Genomic DNA, 20543 nt, shown 5'->3' on the forward strand with positions numbered 1-20543 from the left:
ATATACTCCCCCCTATGAATGAAGGAGGAAAATCATGACCCTAATTATGTGGATAGCGATTGGCGTGGTGGCTGGCTGCATCAAGCGCATGGTTTTTCCCGGTCGGCCGGGTGGGTTTGTTCCGACGCTGGTACTGGCAGTGATTGGTGCGTTAATTGGGGGTTACATCGCGACTTATTTTACAACGGGTGATTTAGCGACGTTGCATCCCGCTGGCTTTGGGGGGGCACTGCTGGGTTCCATTTTGATGCTGCTGGTGGCGGCAAAATTACGTATTTAATAAGGAGAGATCATGTCACTGGAAACTGCATCCGATGAGATCAAACTGGCAGTGGATTTGATTCAACTGCTGGAAGAGAACCAGGTGCCGACCGCAACCGTGTTAGCCGCGCTGGCGATTGTCCAACGCGATTATCAGCAGAAACAGGCGGCAGAGGGCGTTAATTAACGCGCCGAGGAGAGGGTGGGACTGAGCCGCAGCATATCAATAAAGGCATCCACCAACTGCGGCGCATCTGTCGCCAGATCAAACGCCTGCGGGTTAAACAGCCAGTTTTCCATCATACCGTTGATATAGCCGCACATCAGACGCGCCGATTGCAACGTGTTCAATCCCGCGGGCAACTGGCCCACTTCGATACACTCACGTAGCACCAATTCAATTCGGTCGTAACACTCAAGCAGTAAACTTTGACGCATATCCTGTAATGTCGACATTTCGCCAACGAATTCACATTTATGGAAGATAATCTCCATTAATGCGCGTCTTTGTGGATCCTTTGCTGTGGCGTCAAGGATATAGATCAACATCGAACGGATAACAGAAAGTGGATCGCCCGGGTATTTTGTCTGATACTCAAGTTCCACATCGTCAAGCCCAGCGTCACACCGAAGCCAGATTTCATGCAGAACATCGGCTTTATTTTTGAAATGCCAGTAGATAGCACCGCGCGTGACGCCGGCCGCTGTTGCGATATCTGCCAGGGATGTGGCAGCCACACCGTGTTCAGAGAAGTGTGCTAAAGCGGCATCCAGAATTTGGTTCCGCGTTTCAAGTGCTTGCGCTTTGGTTTTTCGTGCCATAGAGGACTTTTTTTACAAACTGGCAAGTTTACATACATTTGTGAATGTATGTACCATAGCACGACCCGTGTTTTAACGCAGCAATGGGTTTATCGGTTTGTGATCCATTGATCATTTGATATCGGACACTAGAGGTTTATTTATGAATAAAAACAGAGGATTAGCGCCTCTGGCGGCCGTCCTGATGCTTTCAGGCAGCTTTGTGTTAACAGGATGTGATGATAATAAATCCCAGCAAGCCGCCCAGCAGCAGCCCCCAGAAGTGGGTGTTGTGACGTTAAAAAACGAGCCTTTGAAAATTACCACCGAACTGCCAGGACGTACTTCGGCATTCCGCGTGGCAGAAGTGCGCCCTCAGGTGTCAGGCATTATTCTGAAGCGTAATTTTGAGGAAGGAACGGATATCAAAGCAGGCGTGTCCCTGTATCAGATCGATCCGGCAACTTACCAGGCGGCTTATGACAGCGCCAAAGGCGATTTAGCACAGGCGCAAGCCAATGCACACGTCGCGCAGTTAACCATCAAACGTTATAAGCCGCTGCTGGGTACTAAGTACATCAGCCAGCAGGACTATGACACCGCTGCGGCCACCGCTGCACAGACGGCTGCAGCCGTTCAGGCAGCCCAGGCTAACGTGGAAACCGCACGCATCAATCTGGCTTACACCAAAGTGACGTCGCCGATCAGCGGTCGCATTGGTAAATCGTCAGTCACTGAGGGTGCTCTGGTCTCCAGCGGTCAAACCACTGCGCTGGCAACCGTGCAGCAGCTCGATCCAATGTATGTCGATGTGACCCAATCCAGTGATGATTTCCTGCGTTTGCGCGCAGAACTGGAATCAGGTCAACTGAAACAAAATGACGGCAAAGCCAACGTCACGCTATTGATGCAAAACGGTAACGCATACACGCAGACAGGCACATTGGAATTCTCTGATGTGACCGTGGATGAAACCACCGGCTCCATCACGCTGCGCGCCATCTTCCCGAACCCGGACCACCGCCTGCTGCCAGGGATGTTTGTGCGTGCGCGTCTGGATGAAGGCACCAACCCAACCGCACTGCTGGTACCGCAACAGGGCGTAACCCGTACCCCAACCGGTCAGGCAACCGCGATGGTGGTGGGCGCAGATAATAAAGTGGAAGTCCGTAATATCACCGCTAATCAGGCATTTGGTGACAAATGGCTGGTAACGGATGGCCTGAAAGAAGGCGATCGCGTGATCACCGTCGGTCTTCAGCGTGCCAAGCCAGGTGCGCAGGTGACACCACAAGAAGTCAAAGATGATGCCAAAGCAGCACCGGAATCACAGTCTGCTAAATCATCGTCCTAAACAGGAGCCACTGATACATGGCTAAGTTCTTTATCGATCGCCCCATTTTTGCCTGGGTGCTTGCCATCATCATTATGCTGGCAGGTACTCTTGCGATTATCAGCTTGCCGATTGAGCAATATCCCAATGTTGCGCCGCCGGCCGTTGAAATCCAGGCAACCTACCCGGGTGCTGATGCGAAAACGCTGCAGGATTCGGTAACCCAGGTTATCGAACAAAACATGAACGGCATCGATGGCCTGATGTATATGGCCTCGAGCAGTGACTCGTCCGGTACTTTAACCCTGACGCTGACCTTCCAGTCCGGTACCAACGCCGATATCGCGCAGGTACAGGTGCAGAACAAGCTGCAGCTGGCGATGCCACTGCTGCCGCAGGAAGTACAGCAGCAAGGTATTCAGGTTAAAAAATCCTCCAGCAGCTTCCTGATGGTAGCGGGCTTTGTCAGTGATGACGGCAGCATGACGCAGAATGATATCTCTGACTATGTTGCTTCAAACATCAAAGACCCGATCAGCCGTACGCCTGGCGTCGGTGATACGCAGGTGTTTGGTGCGCAGTACGCGATGCGCATCTGGCTCGACCCGCACAAACTGAACAACTACCAGCTGACGCCGGTCGATGTCATCAGTGCGTTGGGCACCCAGAACACCCAGGTCGCCGCCGGTCAGTTAGGGGGTACACCGCCCGTACCTGGCCAGCAGTTGAACGCCTCAATCATTGCCCAGACTCGTCTGACCAATACCGAAGAGTTCGGCAACATCATGCTGAAAGTGAACCAGGATGGCTCACAGGTGCGCTTGCGTGACGTGGCGAAGATTGAACTCGGTGGTGAAAACTACGAGATCATCGCCCGCTACAACGGCAAACCGGCTTCGGGTATCGGTGTGAAACTGGCAACCGGTGCGAATGCATTGGATACCGCCAAAGCGGTTAAAGATGAGCTGGCCAAACTGCAGCCGTTCTTCCCGGCTGGCATGAAAACCGTTTATCCGTACGACACCACGCCGTTCGTGAAGATCTCGATCTTCGAAGTGGTGAAAACGCTGTTTGAAGCAATCGTGCTGGTGTTCCTGGTGATGTACCTGTTCCTGCAGAACTTCCGCGCCACGCTGATTCCGACCATTGCGGTGCCGGTGGTGCTGTTGGGTACGTTTGCGATTATCAGTGCCTTTGGTTATTCGATAAACACCCTGACGATGTTCGGGATGGTGCTCGCCATCGGCCTGTTGGTGGATGACGCCATCGTGGTGGTCGAGAACGTTGAGCGTGTGATGGCGGAAGAAGGTTTACCGCCGAAAGAAGCGACGAAACGTTCGATGGAGCAGATTCAGGGTGCGCTGGTGGGTATTGCCCTGGTGCTGTCCGCAGTATTCATCCCGATGGCCTTCTTCGGCGGCTCGACCGGGGTTATTTATCGTCAGTTCTCGATCACCATCGTTTCCGCGATGGCACTGTCAGTACTGGTGGCGTTGATTCTGACGCCGGCACTCTGTGCCACCATGCTGAAACCGATCAAGAAAGGCGATCACGGTAAAACCACTGGCTTCTTCGGCTGGTTCAACCGCTTGTTCGATAAGAGCACCAACCACTACGTCGATAGCGTAGGTCACATCGTACGTAGCACCGGTCGTTATCTGGTGATCTACCTGGTGATCGTGGTCGGCATGGCGTATCTGTTCCTGAAACTGCCTACCTCCTTCCTGCCGGAAGAGGATCAGGGTCTGTTACTGGCGCAGGCGCAGTTGCCAGCCGGTGCAACCCAGGAACGTACGCAGAAAGTGCTGGATCAGGTGACCGATTACTTCCTGAACAAAGAGAAAGACAGCGTTAACTCGGTATTTACCGTTAATGGCTTTGGCTTTGCGGGTCGTGGTCAGAACACCGGTATTGCTTTCGTCAGCCTGAAACCGTGGGATGAGCGTGGCGATGCCAGCCTGAAAGTGCCAGCGATTGCCGGACGCGCCATGCAGGCGTTGGGTCAGATCAAAGATGCGATGGTCTTCCCGTTCAACCTGCCAGCAATTATCGAACTGGGTAACGCCACCGGCTTCGACTTCATGCTGACGGACCAGGGTAACCTGGGTCACGAGAAGTTAACCGCCGCGCGTAACCAGCTGTTTGGCATGATTGCCCAGCATCCGGATACGCTGGTGGGCGTGCGTCCAAACGGTATGGAAGATACGCCACAGTACAAACTGATCATCGATCAGGAAAAAGCGCAGGCATTGGGTGTGTCGCTGTCTGACATCAACACCACGCTGGGCGCGGGCTGGGGTGGTTCGTACGTCAATGACTTCATCGACCGTGGTCGTGTGAAGAAAGTGTACGTCATGGGCCAGGCTGACTCGCGTATGTTGCCAGATGACATCAGCAAATGGTTTGTGCGTAACAGCTCCGGCACTATGGTTCCGTTCTCAGCCTTCTCTTCGGCGAAGTGGCAGTACGGTTCACCACGTCTGGAACGTTACAACGGCTTACCGTCGATGGAGATTCTGGGTCAGGCTGCACCAGGCAAGAGCTCCGGCGATGCTATGAACCTGATGGAAGAGCTGGCGGGCAAACTGCCTGCGGGTATCGGCTATGACTGGACCGGTATGTCTTACCAGGAACGTCTGTCCGGTAACCAGGCCCCTGCCCTGTACGCCATCTCGCTGATTGTGGTGTTCCTGTGTCTGGCCGCATTGTATGAGAGCTGGTCGATTCCGTTCTCCGTTATGCTGGTGGTGCCGCTGGGTGTGGTCGGTGCATTGATCTTCACCACCCTGCGCGGACTCAGTAACGACGTCTACTTCGTGGTGGGACTGCTGACAACCATTGGCTTGTCGGCGAAGAACGCCATCCTGATCGTTGAATTCGCCAAGGATTTGATGGAGAAGGAAGGGAAAGGTTTGGTGGAATCAACTCTGGAAGCAGCACGTATGCGTCTGCGTCCAATTCTGATGACCTCACTGGCCTTTATCCTCGGTGTTCTGCCGCTGGCCATCAGTACCGGTGCCGGTTCCGGCGCACAGAACGCCGTAGGTACTGGCGTAATGGGCGGCATGGTAACCGCAACCGCGTTGGCGATCTTCTTCGTGCCGGTGTTCTTTGTGGTGGTACGTCGCCGCTTTGGTAAGAACAAAGCGGAGATTGAGCAAGGCCATCCGGTCGAGCACAAACACTAAGTTTTCACCTGTTGAAAAGGCCGCGCAAGCGGCCTTTTTTATTGCCAGAACTCCGCCTTTCACCCGCCCGTTCAATACCCCTACTGCGATCGCGGTTGCAATCAATTCTCAGCAGGTTCATACTGTTGTTATATTATAACATTACATGAGAGTGCAGTTATGAAAGCCAATATCCATCCTCATTACCGTCCCGTGGTGTTCCACGACACCTCTGTCGATGAGTATTTCAAAATCGGTTCCACCATTAAAACCGAACGCACCATTGAGTTCGAAGGTGAAGTGCTGCCGTACGTGACGCTGGATGTCTCGTCTAAATCCCACGTCCACTACACCGGCAAGCAAAAAGATCTCACCAAAGAAGGCAGCGCCGCACGCTTCAACAAGCGTTTCGGCAGCTTCCTGACGCGCGGCAATTAATCAGGAGTTAACGCATGCAGGTTTTAAGTTCATTACGGTCTGCCAAGACCCGTCACAAGGATTGCAAAGTCGTGCGTCGTAAAGGTCGCATTTACGTGATCTGCAAAACGAATCCGCGCTTTAAGGCGGTTCAGGGAAGAAAAAAGAAAAGGTAGGAAAGTGTCGTGATAATTGGCCGGGATGCTCCCCGGCCTTTTTTTTACTTCATGCTCTGCAACATGATATCGACGTTGTGCTTGAAGGCAGCAACATAAGTCGCAGCAGGACCGTTCGCCTCGGACAACGCTTCAGGATAGAGTTCACCACCTGGCTGTGCGCCGGTTTCGCTGGCAATCTGTTTCACCAAACGCGGATCGGTCTGATTCTCCATGAAGTAAGTCTTGATGTGCTCAGCCTTCAGCTGCTTGATAATCGATGCCACATCGCTGGCACTGGCTTCGGCTTCCGTGGAGAAACCGACTGGCGCCAGGAAACTCACACCGTAACGCTGGCCAAAGTAACCAAAGGCATCATGGCTGGTCAGCACTTTACGCTTGCTTTTCGGCACTGCAGCAAACTCCGTTTTTGCCCAGCTATCCAGTTTTTCCAACTGCTGAATGTAGCTTTCACCGCTCTTGCGGATATCCGCCGCATCTTCCGGGTCGGCTTTAATCAGCGCATTCATCACGTTGGTGGCATAAATCACGCCATTGTGCATGCTATTCCACGCGTGTGGGTCAGTCACGGTTTTGCCGTCTTCTTCCATTTTGCGTGTGTTGACGCCGTTGGAGGCGACCACAATCGTGCCTTTATAACCGGAGGCGCTGATCAGGCGATCCATCCACCCTTCCATCCCCAAACCACTCACAAATACCACATTGGCTTTAGCCAATGCCTGGCTATCCTGTGGCGTCGGTTCGAAGGTATGAGGATCGCCGTTAGGCTGCACCAGCGACTTCACGTTAACGTGATCGCCGCCCACCTGCTTAACGATATCCGCCAGCACGGTGAAACTCGCTACCACATCCACGGTTTTCGCCATGGTCAGTGGGCTAATCAACATGGCGCCAATCGCCAGACTCAACGGTAACTTCTTCATTCGTATCCCCTAATTGTATAGTTATCGACGGCGCATCAGGCCGCCACACGGTCCTGTTAAAACAGAAAGCAAAAACAGTACGGCCGCACTCAGCACCACCGCCGGTCCGGCTGGCAGTGAGAAGTGCCAGGAAAGAATTAAACCTACCAGCGCGGCGATCATCGCCAGCAGCATGGCGATGCCGAGCATGCAGGCGAGATGGCGACTCCAGAAACGCGCGCTGGTCGCCGGTAACATCATCAATCCCACCGACATCAACGTGCCGAGCACCTGAAAACCCGCAACCAGATTGAGCACCACCAGCATCAGGAAGATGCCGTGGACGATCGGCGCGCTCCATTTGCCTTGCGCACGCAGGAAATCCGGGTCGAACGCATCAATCACCAGCGGACGGAAAATCACTGCCAGCATCAGCAAAGTGAAAGCCGCGATGCCGCCCACCAGCAGGATGGCCGCGTTATCGACGGCCAGCAGTGAACCGAACAGCACGTGCAGCAGATCGACGCTCGATCCGCGCAATGACACCAGCGTCACGCCCAGCGCCAGCGAGCCGAGATAAAAGCCAGAGAAACTGGCGTCCTCTTTTAAGGGGGTGTATCGACTGACGGCACCAGAAAGCAGCGCAACGGCTAACCCCGCAATCAGCCCGCCGATGCCCATCGCCACCAGCGATAAGCCGGAAACCAGATAGCCAATCGCCGCGCCAGGCAGCACCGCGTGGGAGAGCGCATCGCCCACCAGACTCATACGGCGCAGTGAAAGGAATACACCCAGCGGCGTGGCGCTCAGCGCTAATGCCACACAAGCCACTAATGCACGGCGCATAAAACCAAATTCGATAAACGGTTGAATCAATGTCACGAAGCCACCCTGCGCAGCAGTGGAGTTTGAGCGGAGTCAGCATCATCAAGTGACAACACATCTTTGAAGTAACGCGCGACCAGTGGTCGATCGTGCAACACTACTAATAAGGTGGTGCCCGCCTGCTGCTGCTGCTCGAGGATTGACATCAACAGCGTGACGGTTTGCGTATCGATGCCATTAAAGGGTTCATCCAGCAGCCAGACTTTACTTTGCTGCAGCAGCAGGCGCGCAAACAGCACCCGTTGCAACTGACCGCCGGAAAGCATTGAAGGCTGCGCATCGGCGAAATCACGCATCTGCACGGCATCCAGTGCGGCATCGATCTCCTGTCGCATCGCACGATTGATGCCACCAAACCAGCCGCAGCGCGGCCAGCATCCCATCGCAACCAGCTCATAAACGGTAAGCGGGAAACGGGTTTCTAACTCACTACGCTGCGGTAACCAGCCAAGCGCCTTAGGCGAAATCTTTAATTCGCAAGTCCCTGCAATCGGCGGCAACAGACCGGCGATGGTTTTCAGTAGCGTGGATTTTCCGGTGCCGTTCGCGCCGATTAATGCCGTCATACTGCCTGCCGCCAGTTCTCTGGTAACTATCGGCGTCACCGCTTGTCCCTGATAGCCGCCCTGCAAGCGGTTGAAATGCATCATTTCTGCATTCCCCAATAGATAGCGAGCGCCAGGAACGCGATAAGCAGCAGTGCGACCAGCAGGCGGCCGCTAAGTGAGAGGAGTAAACCACTGTGATTCATGGAGGGAGACCAAAAAACGTTATAACATAACAATTATATTACCTGATTTTCCCCGCGCGATACCCGAGAGAAAGTGTTTCAAAAGTTAACCATTTGGCGCTTACTCTGTGGCTATCACTGGATCTGAATCGATTGAGCGATAAATCCCATCGCAACGATTACGTATTCTGCACAGAGTTAACTTGCAATATTTGGCCAGAACCCCAATGATAGATTCATCCTCCTTTTTTACCGGAAGCGAAATGCAGTCTATTATTCATTGTGATATTGCTGTGGATGAGGACGATTGCGAGAAGTTGCAGGCTCTTATCCAGGGGAATATTCTCAAAATAGCCGAAGCCCTGGCAGGTGATTTACAGTGGTATTCTCAAAACGCGCAATTAGTTCCCGACAGTTTTAAGATTATTTCCATTCAACCGCACGATAACAATCGATTTAAAATGCTTTACGATTTTAAGTGGGATTTATTTAATCCTTGCCTGGATTTAAATGAAACATCTACCCAGCATGAAGAGGTTTTGTTCCAGATAGTACCGGGCGCACTGGTGTTTTCAGTGATAGACAATACCCGCCCCTCGCCAGCTGACGAATTGTAATATTTGGTAATCGAGGTGAGCAAAGCTAATGAATGTGGATTATATTTAAAGAGTCGCTGAATTCTTAATATTCGTGATCGCTTCCTGATAGCTTTTCCAAATCTCGCCGCGCTGCGGTCACTGTGCAAGCTCTGGAGGGGAAAAAGATGGACGAATACTCACCAAAACGGCATGATATTGCCCAGCTTAAATTCCTGTGTGAGAACCTGTTTGACGAAAGTATGGCGACACTGACTGACAGCCATCACGGCTGGGTGAATGACCCTACTGCGGAAAGCAATTTACAGCTCAACGATTTGATTGAGCATATCGCGTCTTTCACGATGAATTACAAAATTAAGCACGTTGAAGATGAAGCGCTGATTACGCAAATCGATGAATATCTTGACGATACCTTTATGCTGTTTAGCAGTTATGGAATCAATACTCAGGATCTTCAACGGTGGCAACGTTCAGCAAGACGCTTATTTAATCTGTTTGCCGAAGAGTGCGCTTTTCTCCAACAACCCAGCCATTCCTTTTAGCATCAGAGTGAGACCGGTTTATTTATGAGCAACCAAGCCTTAACCAAAACAGACTATTTGATGCGACTGCGTCGTTGTCGCTCAATTGACACCCTTGAACGGGTGATTGAAAAAAACAAGTACGAATTATCTGACAACGAACTCGCGGTATTTTATTCTGCGGCCGATCATCGTCTCGCTGAACTGACGATGAATAAGCTTTACGACAAAGTACCGGTTTCTGTCTGGAAGTTCGTCCGCTAACTATTTTTACCCGCTGTTCGTTACGCCATCTTTTCCCTTCAGGGAATGATTCACAGGCAAAGGAGTGCCAGCGTTTCGCTGTGTACTGATTTCTTGAGGATTTTTTCGGGGAGTAGAAATGGTGGAGGCCCTGCCAGCTACATCCCGGCACACGCGTCGCCTGCTGCGGCTGCTTCCTTCCGGACCTGACCGAGTTCACAAGTTAGCGTTGCGGGAGAACCAACAGGGCCCCCATTGACGAGCTCTCTTTCGAGAGCGCAGGCATTATCAAGTAACCCCCTGGCAATTGCAAGCGCAGGCCGGGTGACCGTTGTTTTCTTGAACAGCTCGCCAGTAAAACCCTGATTCTCGCCCTCCCGGCATGTTAAAGTCGCCATTTATTCGCTGAATCAGGTGCGTGTATGAATGACACAAGCAATTTCTCCGAGCGCGTCTGGCAAATCATTGCCGCGATCCCCAGAGGCAAAGTCACCACCTACGGCGATATCGCCCTGCTTGCCGGTTCACCGCGCGCAGCCCGACAAGTCGGCGGCGTATTACGTCGCTTACCCGAGGGCAGCAAATTACCGTGGTTCCGCGTCATCAATCGCCATGGCCGCATTTCTCTGCAAGGCGATGATCTCTTCCGCCAGCGCGATGCGCTGGAAGCCGAAGGCATCGAAGTCAGTGATGCCGGTGAGATTGAATTAGAGAAGTATCGCTGGGAGTACTAAGCGCACCCCTGCTGAGGTGCGGGCAGGCAACACTGTGGAGTAAAGCGTCACACGCCAGGGATGGCGTGTGCCGAGCGATCAGGGACGAGACAGCGACTTTACGCAACAGTGTTGCCTACCCGTACACTCCCCCGTCCCAGTTTTTTACATGCTTCCCAGGCAGTGCGCCCAGACTAGCACCGAGTGATTTTCACATACTCGTCGGCGCAGGCACCGAAGCAGAAGGCACCACCTGCGTTGGCGACGTTGACGGCACTGTCGTCGCCGCGCCTGGCGTGGTCTGCATCGCCATATTGGTCACAGGCACCAACAGCAGTTCCGCTTTCGTACCGCCCTGATTAATCACCGGCTTCACAGTATCGGTAATGAACGCCAGTTTGCCATCAATAGCGATAGCCGCACTTAACAGAATACGCGCATTCGGCTGAATATCGGCCGGGTTAAACGGCAGCACAAACTGGAACGGCGCCTGTTTCCCTTCAGTGCGCACCACATGCTGCGCCAGCACTTTCGATGGTGCATCGGCCAGTGAAGCGTCGGACAGCGTAACGGTCAGCACCGCATCCGGCGGCAACGCAATGCGCTGACGAATGTACACCGAACCACTAACATTAGGCTGCGTAATCGCAGCCTGCTGCCCCGCAACGGCGGAGCCCAGCGTTGGGGTGGCTACCGGCTTACTGTGATCGGCACAGCCAGCCAATGCTGCCGCCAGCGTCACACCGCTAATAACGTGCCAGAGTTTCATCGATGTCGTCTCCTTATGAACACTATGATTGTCGGCGGACAAATTGTCGGGTAGCTTTTCAACCGCCGAATGCCCTTAATTCTGGCACAAAAAACCGGATTGCGCCCAAAAGCGCTGCCAGCTCGCTGAAATCACGGCAAAATCATTGACGGAAACTGGTCGGATCTTTCACACTGACGCGATTGCCCCCCAGAGGAATCTGCTATGAGCCAGGCACTGCAAAACCTGCTTAATTTACTCGATCTCGAAAAACTCGAAGAAGGCCTGTTTCGCGGCCAAAGTGAAGATCTCGGCCTGCGCCAGGTGTTTGGCGGCCAGGTCGTCGGTCAGGCGTTATACGCAGCAAAACAAACCGTGCCGGAAGAGCGCATCATCCACTCGTTCCACAGTTACTTCCTGCGTCCTGGTGATAGCGAAAAAGCCATCATTTACGATGTCGAAACCCTGCGCGATGGCAAAAGCTTCAGCGCGCGTCGTGTCAGCGCGGTGCAAAATGGTCACCCCATTTTCTACATGACAGCCTCATTCCAGGCACCCGAAAGCGGATTTGAGCACCAGAACAGCATGCCGTCGGTGCCAGGCCCGGACAATCTCCCCTCGGAGCAGGACCTGGCACAAAAACTGGCAGCCCATTTGCCGCTCAAACTCAAAGAAAAGTTTCTCGCTGAACGTCCACTGGATATCCGGCCGGTGCAAATCCATAACCCGCTCAAGGGCCGTGTTGATGAGCCGATGCGCCAGGTGTGGATTCGTGCCAACGGCAAGCTGCCGGACGATCGCCGCATTCATCAATACCTGCTGGGTTACGCCTCGGATCTCAACTTCCTGCCTGTGGCACTACAGCCGCACGGTAAAGGATTTTTAGAGCCTGACATGCAGGTGGCGACGATTGACCACTCCATGTGGTTCCACCGCCCGTTCGACCTCTCAGAGTGGTTGCTATACAGCGTGGTGAGCACCTCAGCTTCAGGTGCACGTGGGTTTGTACGTGGGGAGTTCTACACGCAGGATGGGACACTGGTCGCAACCACCGTTCAGGAAGGCGTCATGCGCCAACGCGACGCATAAAAAAAGGGGCGATATTATCGCCCCCTCGTCTTTTTATAATTTTAGCGCACTGCTCTTCTACCGCGCATTTCTTACTGGTTGTAAGCGTTCTCGCCGTGGCTGTTCACATCCAGACCTTCACGTTCCTGATCTTCTGGAACACGCAGGCCAACGATCATATCCGCCAGTTTGAAGCCGATGAAGGCGACAACACCTGACCAGACAATGGTCACGCCGCAGCTGAAGAGCTGAACCCAAACCTGATGGCCCATGGTCACGCCTTCTGCGTAGCCCACGCCGCCCAGTGAAGAGGAGGCGAACACACCGGTCAGAATACAACCCAGGATACCGCACACGCCGTGCACACCGAACACATCACACGGGTCATCCACACGCAGCCATTTCTTCAGGGTGGTCACACCCCAGATACCTGCCAGGCCACCGGCCAGACCGATAATCAGCGCACCGCCGACACCGACATAACCACAAGCCGGGGTGATAGCAACCAAACCGGCGATAAAGCCAGAACACGCACCCAGCAGAGAAGGTTTGCCACGCATTGCCCACTCACCGAACACCCATGACAGCACCGCACCTGCAGTCGCCACAACAGTATTCAGGAAAGCCAATGCTGCGATTTCGTTAGCTGAAGAAGCAGAACCGGCGTTGAAACCGAACCAGCCCACATACAGAATCGCAGTACCGGTGAAGACCATTGGCAGGTTGTGCGGCTTGAACGCTTCTTTACCGAAGCCAGCACGTTTGCCCACCAGATAAGCACCCACCAGACCCGCAACGGCTGCGTTGATGTGAACAACGGTACCGCCAGCGAAGTCCAGCGCGCCGTCTTGCGCCAGCAGACCGCCAGCCCACACCATGTGTGCGATTGGCAGATAAGAGAGCGTCAACCAAACCACCACAAAAATCAGTACTGCTGAGAAGCGAATACGTTCAGCAATCGCGCCCACAATCAGGCCCACGGTGATACAGGCGAAGGAAGCCTGGAACGCAACGTGGATATACTGATAGAAGCTGCCCATTACCGCTTTCAGCTCGATATTTTTCAGCATCGCCCACTGGAAGTTACCGAAGAAGGCGTTGCCCTCGCTGAAGGCCAGTGAATAACCGTAAATCACCCACAGCACGCAGACTAATGCGAAGGTCACGGCAACCTGGGTCAGCATCGACAGGACGTTTTTACCGCGAATCAAACCGCCGTAAAACAGGGCGATGCCCGGAATCGTCATAAACAGTACCAGAGCGGTACAGATCATCATAAAGGCGTTATCCGCTTTGTCCGCAACGGCAGGTGCTGCCGCCATGGCCAGAGACGGTAACAGTGCCAGGCTGGTGAGGCCCAACTTAGTCATCATTTTATTCATTTCTTTCCATCCCATCACAATTCAGAGCCCCAGTTACAGTGCTGCTTCGTCGGTCTCGCCGGTACGAATACGAATAACGCGCTGCAGTTCTGCGACGAAGATTTTGCCGTCGCCAATTTTGCCGGTGTAAGCGGCTTTGCTGATGACATCCACCACTTCATCGAGTTGATCGTCCGCAATCGCGATATCAATTTTAACTTTTGGCAGGAAGTTCACGCTGTACTCGGCACCGCGGTAAAGCTCTGCGTGACCTTTCTGGCGACCAAACCCCTTCACTTCGGTAACAGTCAGTCCCTGAATGCCAATGGAGGATAAAGCTTCACGCACGTCCTCCAGCTTAAATGGTTTGATTACCACGGTAACCAGCTTCATACGTTCCCCTCCAGATAATAAATTGAGTGAGTCTCGCGGACACGAGGAGATATAAGCAAACGCTGTGCCATAAATGAAAAAAGGTGAGCACTCAGTGGTCTGGACGCGCTGTATCGCGCTTCGTTATGTGATGGGTGGCTCAGTTTGGAAACAGGACAAAAGAAAGGTGTTGCAATATTGCACCCCTTTGGTGCTTTAAGCCTCAAAGGAGTGCATCAATACAGAACAATCCGATAAATCTGCGCAAAAAAGGTGCAATTCACCCTTCTGCTTGCGCGGGTATGCTCGCCGCGAGTTCATCACCCGCCTGCTGTAGCTGATACATCTGCCAGTAACGCCCCTGTTGAGCCAGCAACTGTGCATGCGTGCCCCGCTCGGCAACCTGACCACGGTGCAACACCAGAATCTGATCCGCTTCAGTGATGGTAGAAAGACGGTGCGCAATCACCACCAGCGTGCTGTGCTGGCGTAGTGCACGCAGCGCATGCTGAATCGCCTGCTCGGTACCGGAATCGATGTTGGCAGTCGCTTCATCAAGAATCAAAATTTGTGGCAGCGAAACCAGCACTCGCGCCAGCGCCAGCAACTGTTTTTGCCCGACCGACAGATTGTTGCCTTGTTCACCCAGCCGCGTATGAATGCCCTCTGACATCGATCGTGCCAGCGGGGCGAGCTGCACTTTTTCCAGTGCCTGCCACACCTGCTCTTCTGGGATATCGCGTCCCAGCCGCACGTTGGCTAACAAGGTATCAGCCAGCACCACCGGATCCTGCTGCACCATCGCGACGCTTTGCCGCAACGCTTCATGCGTCAGCTGCGGTAAGGGGCGACCATCCAGCTCGATGCTACCGCGTGTCACCGGGTAATATCCCATCAGTAAATTCGCCAGCGTACTTTTGCCACTGCCTGTATGCCCCACCAGCGCCACAAAACCGCGCGCCGGCACTTCGAGGCTGATATGGCTCAGTACATCCCGATTGTCGCGGTAAGCAAAACTGACATCGTGCAAGGTAATACGCCCTGAGGCCAACGGCAGGTTATCCGTGCCGTATCCCTGTTGAGTGGCATCCATCAGTTCGAAGATACGCTCGCCGGAAACCACCGCCTGTTGCAGCATCGATTGTTGCGTGGTGAGCTCAATCAAAGGTTCGTTCAGGCGTCCCAGGTAGGTAATAAAGGCGTAAAGCACGCCGACCTCAAACACCCCGGGCGTGGCAAAGCTGAACAGCATCAGCAGCCCACAGAGGATCATCGCCGAAAACAGACTCAACAGCGGACGCAACAAGAAACCGTCCAGTCGCAGAGTTTCCATGCGCGCCAGATAGTGTGAGCGGCTGGCCTCGCCCATGCGTTCACCAAAGCGCGCCTGCTGGCGAAACTGCTGGATCACGCTCATGCCGTTGATCACTTCATTGAAACCATTATTGATATCCGCCAGATAGCTACGCACACGACGTGCAATCGGCGTGCTGTAACGCTGATAAATCAGCATCACCGTGAGTACCAGCGGGAAGATGACAATCGCCACCAGCGCCATGCGCCAGTCGAGCGAGAACATCGCCACCAGCATTGCGCCAATCAGTGCCGCACTGCGCAGCACGGTGGCTACCACCGTGACGTAGAGATCTTTAATCACTTCAGTATCGTTGGTGACGCGCGAGATAATCTGCCCCACCGGCTGGGTATCAAAGGCGCTAAGCGGCTGACGCAGTGCTGCGTTCATCACGTCCACGCGTAACTGCTGCACCACACCAATCGCCGCGCGATTAAACAGCAGCGCCTGGAAATAGTGCAAACCCGCAGCCAGCAGTTGCAGCAAAATAAAGCACACCAGCAGCCCGATGGCGATGCCCCAGGGCATTTGGTGTTTCGCCACCAAATTATCAATGAAGTAGCTCACCAGCACCGGGCCGGTGACTTCCGCCGCCGCCGCGATCCACAGCATGCCAACCGCCAGCCACAACGATTTTCGCCAGGGTTTGCCGTATGACAGCAGGCGTTTCAGGGTTGGCCACAAACGTTGCGATTTAGCCATGATTCGCCTCCTCTGCGATTTCATCTTCATCCAGCGCCGCTTCGAGTTGCTGATAGCGGTACATATCGCGATACCATCCCTCTTTCGCTAGCAGGCTGTCATGATCGCCGCGCTGAGTCACCGCACCTTGTTGCAGCACCAGAATTTCACTGGCCTCGGTCAACGCCGATAAACGATGCGCACTGATGATCAATGTGCGGCCTTTGCCCCACTGCCGCAGGTTGTGCAGGATTTCATGCTCTGTGCGACCGTCCACCGCGGATAGTGCATCGTCGAGGATCAGGATTTCCGCATTCAGCAACAGCGCGCGGGCAATGGCTATACGCTGTTTTTGACCGCCGGAAAGCATCACACCACGCTCACCCACTTCGGTGTCATAACCCTGCGGCAGACGCAGAATGTCATCGTGTACACAGGCCATGCGCGCCACACGCTCAATTTCTTCCTGAGACGCATTCGGACGCCCCAGTGCCAGGTTATTGGCCACGGTATCGGAGAACAAAAATGGCGTCTGGCTCACCACCGCCAGCCGACTGCGCCAGCTATCAAGTCGCAGCTGCGTGAGCGGCAGGTTATGGTAGCGAATGTCACCCTGGTCGATGTCGAAATGACGTTGAATCAGACCCAACAGCGTGCTTTTACCACAGCCGGTTGGACCGCACAGCCCCAACATTTGCCCCGGTTTCAGTTGAAAATTAACATGGCTCAGCGCCGCGCCTGCGTTGGCGGGATAATGGAATTCACGAATGGCGACCTGTAAATCTCCAGCGTCGGCGGGCAGGACTTTCTGCCCATCCTCCACCGCCGGCGCTTCCGCCAACAGCGCGCGAATGCGGCTCCATGCTGCGCTCCCACGTTCAACGATGTTGATCATCCACGCCAGCGCCAGCATCGGCCAAATCATCAGTCCCAGATACATCACGAAGCTGGTGAGCTGACCCAGCGTCAAACTACCGTGCCACACCATCCAGCCACCACCCGCAATCGCCAGCAGGTTAGAGAAACCCACGGCGATATAAATGATGGGATCGAAACGTGCATCAACTCGCGCCACATGCAGGTTTTTCTTGCCGGTGTCGCGCGCAATGTCAGCAAACTGTTGCGATTGATGATCCTCCAGGCCAAAGGCTTTGATCATGCGAATGCTGGTGAGGCTCTCCTGTGTTTGGTCATTAAGGCTGGAGAAGGCGGCCTGGGCCACTTTGAAGCGCTGGTGCAGACGAGAACCATCTTTCTGAATGGCAATCGCCATCAGCGGCATTGGGATCAGCGCCAGCAGCGTCAGCTCCCAGCTGATTTGCACGCTCATCACCACCAGCACCACTAAGCCCATCACCAGCGAATCCACCAGCGTCAGGACGCCCTCACCGGCGGCAAACACCACGCGATCGACATCATTGGTGGCGCGTGCAATCAAATCACCAGTGCGATGACGCAAGTAGAACGCCGGATGCTGGCGACTCAGCTGGCGATAGAAATCTTCGCGTAATTCAACCGCGAGCTGGTAGGACGCACCGAACAGCAGCACGCGCCAGACATAGCGCAGCAAATAGACGATGACTGCCGTCACCAGCATCACGCCGATCCACATGAAAATTTTGCCGCTACTTAAAGTGTGTTGCGTCACGCCATCAACAATCACGCCGACCACATGCGGCGGCAGCAGTTGCAATAGCGCAATCACAATTAGCAAGCTGACGGCACCCAGATATCGCCGCCACTCGCGCAGGAAATACCAACTTAATTGGCTGAATAATCGCACAAGACGCTCTCTTTCTGTGCCCGTTCAGGGCGCTACCGGCAACGCGGTGGTGTATTTAATCTCTTCCATGGCGAAACTGGAGGTCACATCAATCAGGCCTGGCACGCCATTCACCAGACGTTTATAAAATGCATCGTAACTTTTCATATCGGCCACCTGGATGCGCAGCAGATAATCGTACTCTCCGGCCATGCGATAGAATGCCATCACTTCAGGCATCTGCTGTACCACGGCAACAAATTGCTGAAACCAGTCGCTGCTATGCTGTTGTGTTTTGACAAACATGAAAGCGGTGAGAGAAAGGCCCATCTTCTCCCCATCCAGCAAAGCCACGCGCGCACGAATAATGCCATCATCTTCCAGCTTTTTCAGGCGTTTCCAGCACGGCGTGGTAGTGAGATTCACCGCATCCGCCAAGGCCTGCAGTGATAATGTGCAATCCTGTTGCAGTATCGCCAGCAAAGTGCGGTCAGTTTTATCTAGCATTTGGCGCTCCGGGAGAAAAATTTTCTCTTATTCGGGCATTATACCCGGATTAAAGCAACCTTATTTTCCTGCCAGTGCCTTACACTGTGCACAATAATGATTACGGATTCGTCACATGCAAACGCCCTGGGTTCGCCACGCCATCAATGAAATTAACGCCGATTTTCAACGCTCTGCGGATACGCATCTTATTCGCTTTGCGCTGGAGGATTTTCCGGGCATCCGCTTTTACCTCAAAGATGAAAGCACCCATCCGAGTGGCAGCCTGAAGCATCGCCTGGCGCGGTCGCTGTTCCTGTATGGGTTGGCGAATGGCTGGATCCGCGAAAATACGCCCATCATTGAGGCGTCATCCGGAAGCACGGCGGTGTCAGAAGCCTATTTTGCGCGTTTGTTGGGTCTGCCATTTATTGCCGTGATGCCCGCCAGCACGGCGAAGCGCAAAATTGAAATGATCCGTTTTTACGGCGGCGAATGCCATTTCATTGCCGATCCTTGTCAGCTGTATAGCGAATCGGAACGTCTGGCGCGTGAACTCAACGGTCATTTTATGGATCAGTTCACCTATGCCGAGCGCGCCACCGACTGGCGCGGCAACAACAACATCGCAGAAAGTATTTTCCGTCAGATGGCGCATGAGCCTTTCCCGGTGCCGCATACCGTAGTGATGAGCGCGGGAACCGGCGGGACTTCGGCCACACTGGGCCGCTATATCCGTTATCAAGGGCACGATACGCGTCTGTTGGTGGTGGATCCGCAGCACTCCGTGTTCTTTGATTTCTGGCATAGTCGTGACAGCGCGCTGCGCAGCGATCGCGGCAGCATGATTGAAGGCATCGGACGTCCGCGTGTGGAGCCGTCGTTTTTACCGGATGTGATCGACGAAATGATCAAAGTACCCGATGGCGCGACAGTGGCTGCGATGCTTCATCTGGAGAAAATTCTGGGTCGTCGCCCTGGCGCTTCAACCGGCACCAACTTCTGGGGCATGCTGCAGGTGGCGAAACGCATGCGGGAAAATGGCGAGCAAGGTTCGCTGGTGACACTACTGTGCGACAGTGGTGAGCGTTATCCGGACACCTATTACAACCCAGAGTGGGTCGCGCAGCATATCGGGGATATTCAGCCGTGGCTGCGTGAGATGCAATAAAAAACCGGACATCCTGTCCGGTTCACTGTAAGCCTCAGCATTCGGGGGAATAATCGAGGTGTGGTGTGCTCATCCAGTGATTTAAGTAATGAGACACCGCCTGTGTCTCGCAATGTCCAATAATCGGTAAATGCGGCAGCGACGATTTCAATTGATGCATGGCGTTGCCCATGATGAACCCGCTGCCAACGCGCTCCAGCATTTCGCGATCATTCATCGCATCACCAAACGCCATACAATCCGCCATTGATAGCGACAGATGCTGGCACAGATGCGCCAGCGCCGCGCCTTTGTGGCAGTCCAGCGGCAGAACTTCCAGACAATCCCATGCGGAAAAACAGATATTGGCGCGCTCACCCAGGGCTTGCTGCAACTCTACTTTTAACGCCTGCAGCATCTCATGCGGCGCAATAAAGCAAATTTTGGTCACCTCATGCGCCGACATCTGACGCAAATCGCGCAGCTGATAATGGAAGCCGCTCATCACGTGTGCTTCCAATGCTCCCAGCAACGGTTTATCGGTGAACCAGCCCTCATCGTTGAAAATATGAATTGATGCAGGCGTTTGCCAATGCGTGTGGATCACCTCTTCGGCTACAGAAGAGGACAGATCACAGCCAAACAGCTGCTGACCTTCCAGATCGTGAATGCGTGTGCCATTGCCGGTGATCAACCAGGCCGGCAGGGTGAGCTGTTCACGTACCACCTGCACATCCATCAGATGGCGGCCCGTGGCAAAGGCAATGGTGATATCGCGCTGATGCAAGGCATGCAGGGTGTCGATGGTTTCAT

The 20543-nt window shown here is 53.9% G+C and carries 23 protein-coding genes and 1 other RNA gene; 12 read left to right on the forward strand and 12 right to left on the reverse strand.

What is annotated here, in order from left to right; translation table 11 throughout:
• The first annotated feature begins 34 nt into the window (after nt 1–34).
• Both H7A81_RS07820 and rsmS read left to right on the forward strand, forming a co-directional pair.
• Complete coding sequence (locus H7A81_RS07820) at nt 35–280, forward strand: GlsB/YeaQ/YmgE family stress response membrane protein (protein ID WP_182057186.1); 246 nt, start codon at nt 35–37, stop codon at nt 278–280.
• 12 nt (nt 281–292) lie between these two features.
• Nucleotides 293–448, forward strand: coding sequence for a pleiotropic regulatory protein RsmS (gene rsmS, locus H7A81_RS07825; protein WP_064511361.1), 156 nt, complete (start codon nt 293–295; stop codon nt 446–448).
• Here the strand turns inward: rsmS and acrR are convergent.
• Nucleotides 445–1083: a multidrug efflux transporter transcriptional repressor AcrR gene (acrR, locus tag H7A81_RS07830; protein ID WP_166933737.1), complete on the reverse strand. Its 639-nt coding sequence runs from the start codon at nt 1081–1083 to the stop codon at nt 445–447. The two genes, rsmS and acrR, sit on opposite strands and share 4 nt — an antisense overlap.
• A gap of 142 nt (nt 1084–1225) precedes the next feature.
• Between acrR and H7A81_RS07835 the strand changes: the two genes are divergently transcribed.
• The 4 genes from H7A81_RS07835 to ykgO all read left to right on the forward strand — a co-directional run bounded on the left by H7A81_RS07835 (nt 1226) and on the right by ykgO (nt 6155).
• Nucleotides 1226–2416: an efflux RND transporter periplasmic adaptor subunit gene (locus H7A81_RS07835; RefSeq protein WP_034828153.1), complete on the forward strand. Its 1191-nt coding sequence runs from the start codon at nt 1226–1228 to the stop codon at nt 2414–2416.
• A 17-nt stretch (nt 2417–2433) separates the two neighbouring features.
• Nucleotides 2434–5583 (forward strand): multidrug efflux RND transporter permease subunit AcrB, encoded by a 3150-nt coding sequence (locus H7A81_RS07840; RefSeq protein WP_034828151.1) that lies wholly within the window; start codon nt 2434–2436, stop codon nt 5581–5583.
• Between the two features lie 159 nt (nt 5584–5742).
• Nucleotides 5743–6000, forward strand: coding sequence for a type B 50S ribosomal protein L31 (locus H7A81_RS07845; RefSeq protein WP_034828149.1), 258 nt, complete (start codon nt 5743–5745; stop codon nt 5998–6000).
• A gap of 14 nt (nt 6001–6014) precedes the next feature.
• The gene (gene ykgO / locus H7A81_RS07850) at nt 6015–6155 is read left to right on the forward strand and encodes a type B 50S ribosomal protein L36 (protein WP_008103894.1); all 141 of its coding nucleotides are present in this window, start codon (nt 6015–6017) and stop codon (nt 6153–6155) included.
• A gap of 44 nt (nt 6156–6199) precedes the next feature.
• Here the strand turns inward: ykgO and H7A81_RS07855 are convergent, their stop codons facing one another.
• From H7A81_RS07855 to H7A81_RS07865, 3 genes are read right to left on the reverse strand one after another with little or no spacing between them, the layout of a single operon-like run.
• Nucleotides 6200–7078: a metal ABC transporter substrate-binding protein gene (locus tag H7A81_RS07855; protein WP_058962373.1), complete on the reverse strand. Its 879-nt coding sequence runs from the start codon at nt 7076–7078 to the stop codon at nt 6200–6202.
• Nucleotides 7079–7099: 21 nt separating this feature from the next.
• On the reverse strand, nt 7100–7939 hold the full coding sequence (locus H7A81_RS07860) for a metal ABC transporter permease (protein WP_182057187.1): 840 nt from the start codon (nt 7937–7939) through the stop codon (nt 7100–7102).
• A complete protein-coding gene (locus tag H7A81_RS07865) occupies nt 7936–8592 on the reverse strand; it encodes a metal ABC transporter ATP-binding protein (protein ID WP_182057188.1) in 657 nt (218 codons plus the stop codon). The genes H7A81_RS07860 and H7A81_RS07865 overlap by 4 nt, the downstream gene beginning before the upstream one ends.
• A gap of 343 nt (nt 8593–8935) precedes the next feature.
• Here H7A81_RS07865 and H7A81_RS07870 point away from each other — a divergent pair, with 343 nt between their 5' ends.
• From H7A81_RS07870 to H7A81_RS07880, 3 genes are all read left to right on the forward strand, one after another.
• Entirely contained in the window at nt 8936–9289 is a 354-nt protein-coding gene (locus H7A81_RS07870) for a hypothetical protein (protein ID WP_182057189.1), read from the forward strand.
• Between the two features lie 146 nt (nt 9290–9435).
• Nucleotides 9436–9813, forward strand: a complete 378-nt coding sequence (tomB, locus tag H7A81_RS07875) for an Hha toxicity modulator TomB (protein WP_034828139.1) — start codon at nt 9436–9438, stop codon at nt 9811–9813.
• 24 nt (nt 9814–9837) lie between these two features.
• On the forward strand, nt 9838–10056 hold the full coding sequence (locus tag H7A81_RS07880; RefSeq protein ID WP_034828137.1) for an HHA domain-containing protein: 219 nt from the start codon (nt 9838–9840) through the stop codon (nt 10054–10056).
• 128 nt (nt 10057–10184) lie between these two features.
• Here H7A81_RS07880 and ffs read toward each other — a convergent pair.
• An RNA gene (ffs, locus tag H7A81_RS07885) (signal recognition particle sRNA small type) lies at nt 10185–10281 on the reverse strand.
• Nucleotides 10282–10457: 176 nt separating this feature from the next.
• Here ffs and H7A81_RS07890 point away from each other — a divergent pair.
• On the forward strand, nt 10458–10769 hold the full coding sequence (locus H7A81_RS07890; RefSeq protein ID WP_097117484.1) for an MGMT family protein: 312 nt from the start codon (nt 10458–10460) through the stop codon (nt 10767–10769).
• 190 nt (nt 10770–10959) lie between these two features.
• Here the strand turns inward: H7A81_RS07890 and H7A81_RS07895 are convergent, their stop codons facing one another.
• Nucleotides 10960–11517, reverse strand: a complete 558-nt coding sequence (locus tag H7A81_RS07895; protein ID WP_034828134.1) for a YbaY family lipoprotein — start codon at nt 11515–11517, stop codon at nt 10960–10962.
• A 204-nt stretch (nt 11518–11721) separates the two neighbouring features.
• On the opposite strand from H7A81_RS07895, the gene tesB reads away from it, so the two are divergent.
• Nucleotides 11722–12585, forward strand: coding sequence for an acyl-CoA thioesterase II (gene tesB / locus H7A81_RS07900; protein WP_058962377.1), 864 nt, complete (start codon nt 11722–11724; stop codon nt 12583–12585).
• 71 nt (nt 12586–12656) lie between these two features.
• Here the strand turns inward: tesB and amtB are convergent, their stop codons facing one another.
• The 5 genes from amtB to H7A81_RS07925 all read right to left on the reverse strand — a co-directional run bounded on the left by amtB (nt 12657) and on the right by H7A81_RS07925 (nt 18601).
• Nucleotides 12657–13946, reverse strand: a complete 1290-nt coding sequence (amtB, locus tag H7A81_RS07905; RefSeq protein WP_038648536.1) for an ammonium transporter AmtB — start codon at nt 13944–13946, stop codon at nt 12657–12659.
• Between the two features lie 33 nt (nt 13947–13979).
• On the reverse strand, nt 13980–14318 hold the full coding sequence (glnK, locus tag H7A81_RS07910; RefSeq protein ID WP_007886947.1) for a P-II family nitrogen regulator: 339 nt from the start codon (nt 14316–14318) through the stop codon (nt 13980–13982).
• Nucleotides 14319–14577: 259 nt separating this feature from the next.
• Complete coding sequence (locus H7A81_RS07915) at nt 14578–16353, reverse strand: SmdB family multidrug efflux ABC transporter permease/ATP-binding protein (protein ID WP_182057190.1); 1776 nt, start codon at nt 16351–16353, stop codon at nt 14578–14580.
• Nucleotides 16346–18115, reverse strand: coding sequence for a SmdA family multidrug ABC transporter permease/ATP-binding protein (locus tag H7A81_RS07920; protein ID WP_182057191.1), 1770 nt, complete (start codon nt 18113–18115; stop codon nt 16346–16348). Before H7A81_RS07920 ends, H7A81_RS07915 begins: the two co-directional genes overlap by 8 nt.
• Nucleotides 18116–18139: 24 nt before the next feature.
• On the reverse strand, nt 18140–18601 hold the full coding sequence (locus H7A81_RS07925; RefSeq protein WP_034828126.1) for an Lrp/AsnC family transcriptional regulator: 462 nt from the start codon (nt 18599–18601) through the stop codon (nt 18140–18142).
• 115 nt (nt 18602–18716) lie between these two features.
• Here H7A81_RS07925 and H7A81_RS07930 point away from each other — a divergent pair, with 115 nt between their 5' ends.
• Complete coding sequence (locus tag H7A81_RS07930) at nt 18717–19751, forward strand: PLP-dependent cysteine synthase family protein (RefSeq protein ID WP_182057192.1); 1035 nt, start codon at nt 18717–18719, stop codon at nt 19749–19751.
• Nucleotides 19752–19785: 34 nt separating this feature from the next.
• On the opposite strand, the gene cof is transcribed toward H7A81_RS07930, so the two are convergent.
• A partial coding sequence (gene cof, locus H7A81_RS07935; RefSeq protein WP_182057193.1) for an HMP-PP phosphatase occupies nt 19786–20543 on the reverse strand: 758 nt, incomplete at its 5' end.

Origin of the sequence: Pantoea sp. ME81 (assembly GCF_903970985.1) — a bacterium.
Lineage (GTDB): Bacteria > Pseudomonadota > Gammaproteobacteria > Enterobacterales > Enterobacteriaceae > Pantoea > Pantoea communis.

Excerpts from the sequence above, each read along its gene's own strand:
- H7A81_RS07840 (WP_034828151.1), top strand. The coding sequence starts at position 2,434 with ATGGCTAAGTTCTTTATCGATCGCCCCATTTTTGCCTGGGTGCTTGCC.
- tomB (WP_034828139.1), top strand. The coding sequence starts at position 9,436 with ATGGACGAATACTCACCAAAACGGCATGATATTGCCCAGCTTAAATTC.
- H7A81_RS07895 (WP_034828134.1), bottom strand. The coding sequence starts at position 11,517 with ATGAAACTCTGGCACGTTATTAGCGGTGTGACGCTGGCGGCAGCATTG.
- H7A81_RS07835 (WP_034828153.1), top strand. The coding sequence starts at position 1,226 with ATGAATAAAAACAGAGGATTAGCGCCTCTGGCGGCCGTCCTGATGCTT.
- H7A81_RS07925 (WP_034828126.1), bottom strand. The coding sequence starts at position 18,601 with ATGCTAGATAAAACTGACCGCACTTTGCTGGCGATACTGCAACAGGAT.
- H7A81_RS07880 (WP_034828137.1), top strand. The coding sequence starts at position 9,838 with ATGAGCAACCAAGCCTTAACCAAAACAGACTATTTGATGCGACTGCGT.
- H7A81_RS07865 (WP_182057188.1), bottom strand. The coding sequence starts at position 8,592 with ATGATGCATTTCAACCGCTTGCAGGGCGGCTATCAGGGACAAGCGGTG.
- H7A81_RS07855 (WP_058962373.1), bottom strand. The coding sequence starts at position 7,078 with ATGAAGAAGTTACCGTTGAGTCTGGCGATTGGCGCCATGTTGATTAGC.
- H7A81_RS07915 (WP_182057190.1), bottom strand. The coding sequence starts at position 16,353 with ATGGCTAAATCGCAACGTTTGTGGCCAACCCTGAAACGCCTGCTGTCA.
- H7A81_RS07845 (WP_034828149.1), top strand. The coding sequence starts at position 5,743 with ATGAAAGCCAATATCCATCCTCATTACCGTCCCGTGGTGTTCCACGAC.
- ykgO (WP_008103894.1), top strand. The coding sequence starts at position 6,015 with ATGCAGGTTTTAAGTTCATTACGGTCTGCCAAGACCCGTCACAAGGAT.
- H7A81_RS07820 (WP_182057186.1), top strand. The coding sequence starts at position 35 with ATGACCCTAATTATGTGGATAGCGATTGGCGTGGTGGCTGGCTGCATC.
- glnK (WP_007886947.1), bottom strand. The coding sequence starts at position 14,318 with ATGAAGCTGGTTACCGTGGTAATCAAACCATTTAAGCTGGAGGACGTG.
- H7A81_RS07930 (WP_182057192.1), top strand. The coding sequence starts at position 18,717 with ATGCAAACGCCCTGGGTTCGCCACGCCATCAATGAAATTAACGCCGAT.
- acrR (WP_166933737.1), bottom strand. The coding sequence starts at position 1,083 with ATGGCACGAAAAACCAAAGCGCAAGCACTTGAAACGCGGAACCAAATT.
- H7A81_RS07870 (WP_182057189.1), top strand. The coding sequence starts at position 8,936 with ATGCAGTCTATTATTCATTGTGATATTGCTGTGGATGAGGACGATTGC.
- amtB (WP_038648536.1), bottom strand. The coding sequence starts at position 13,946 with ATGAATAAAATGATGACTAAGTTGGGCCTCACCAGCCTGGCACTGTTA.
- tesB (WP_058962377.1), top strand. The coding sequence starts at position 11,722 with ATGAGCCAGGCACTGCAAAACCTGCTTAATTTACTCGATCTCGAAAAA.
- rsmS (WP_064511361.1), top strand. The coding sequence starts at position 293 with ATGTCACTGGAAACTGCATCCGATGAGATCAAACTGGCAGTGGATTTG.
- H7A81_RS07890 (WP_097117484.1), top strand. The coding sequence starts at position 10,458 with ATGAATGACACAAGCAATTTCTCCGAGCGCGTCTGGCAAATCATTGCC.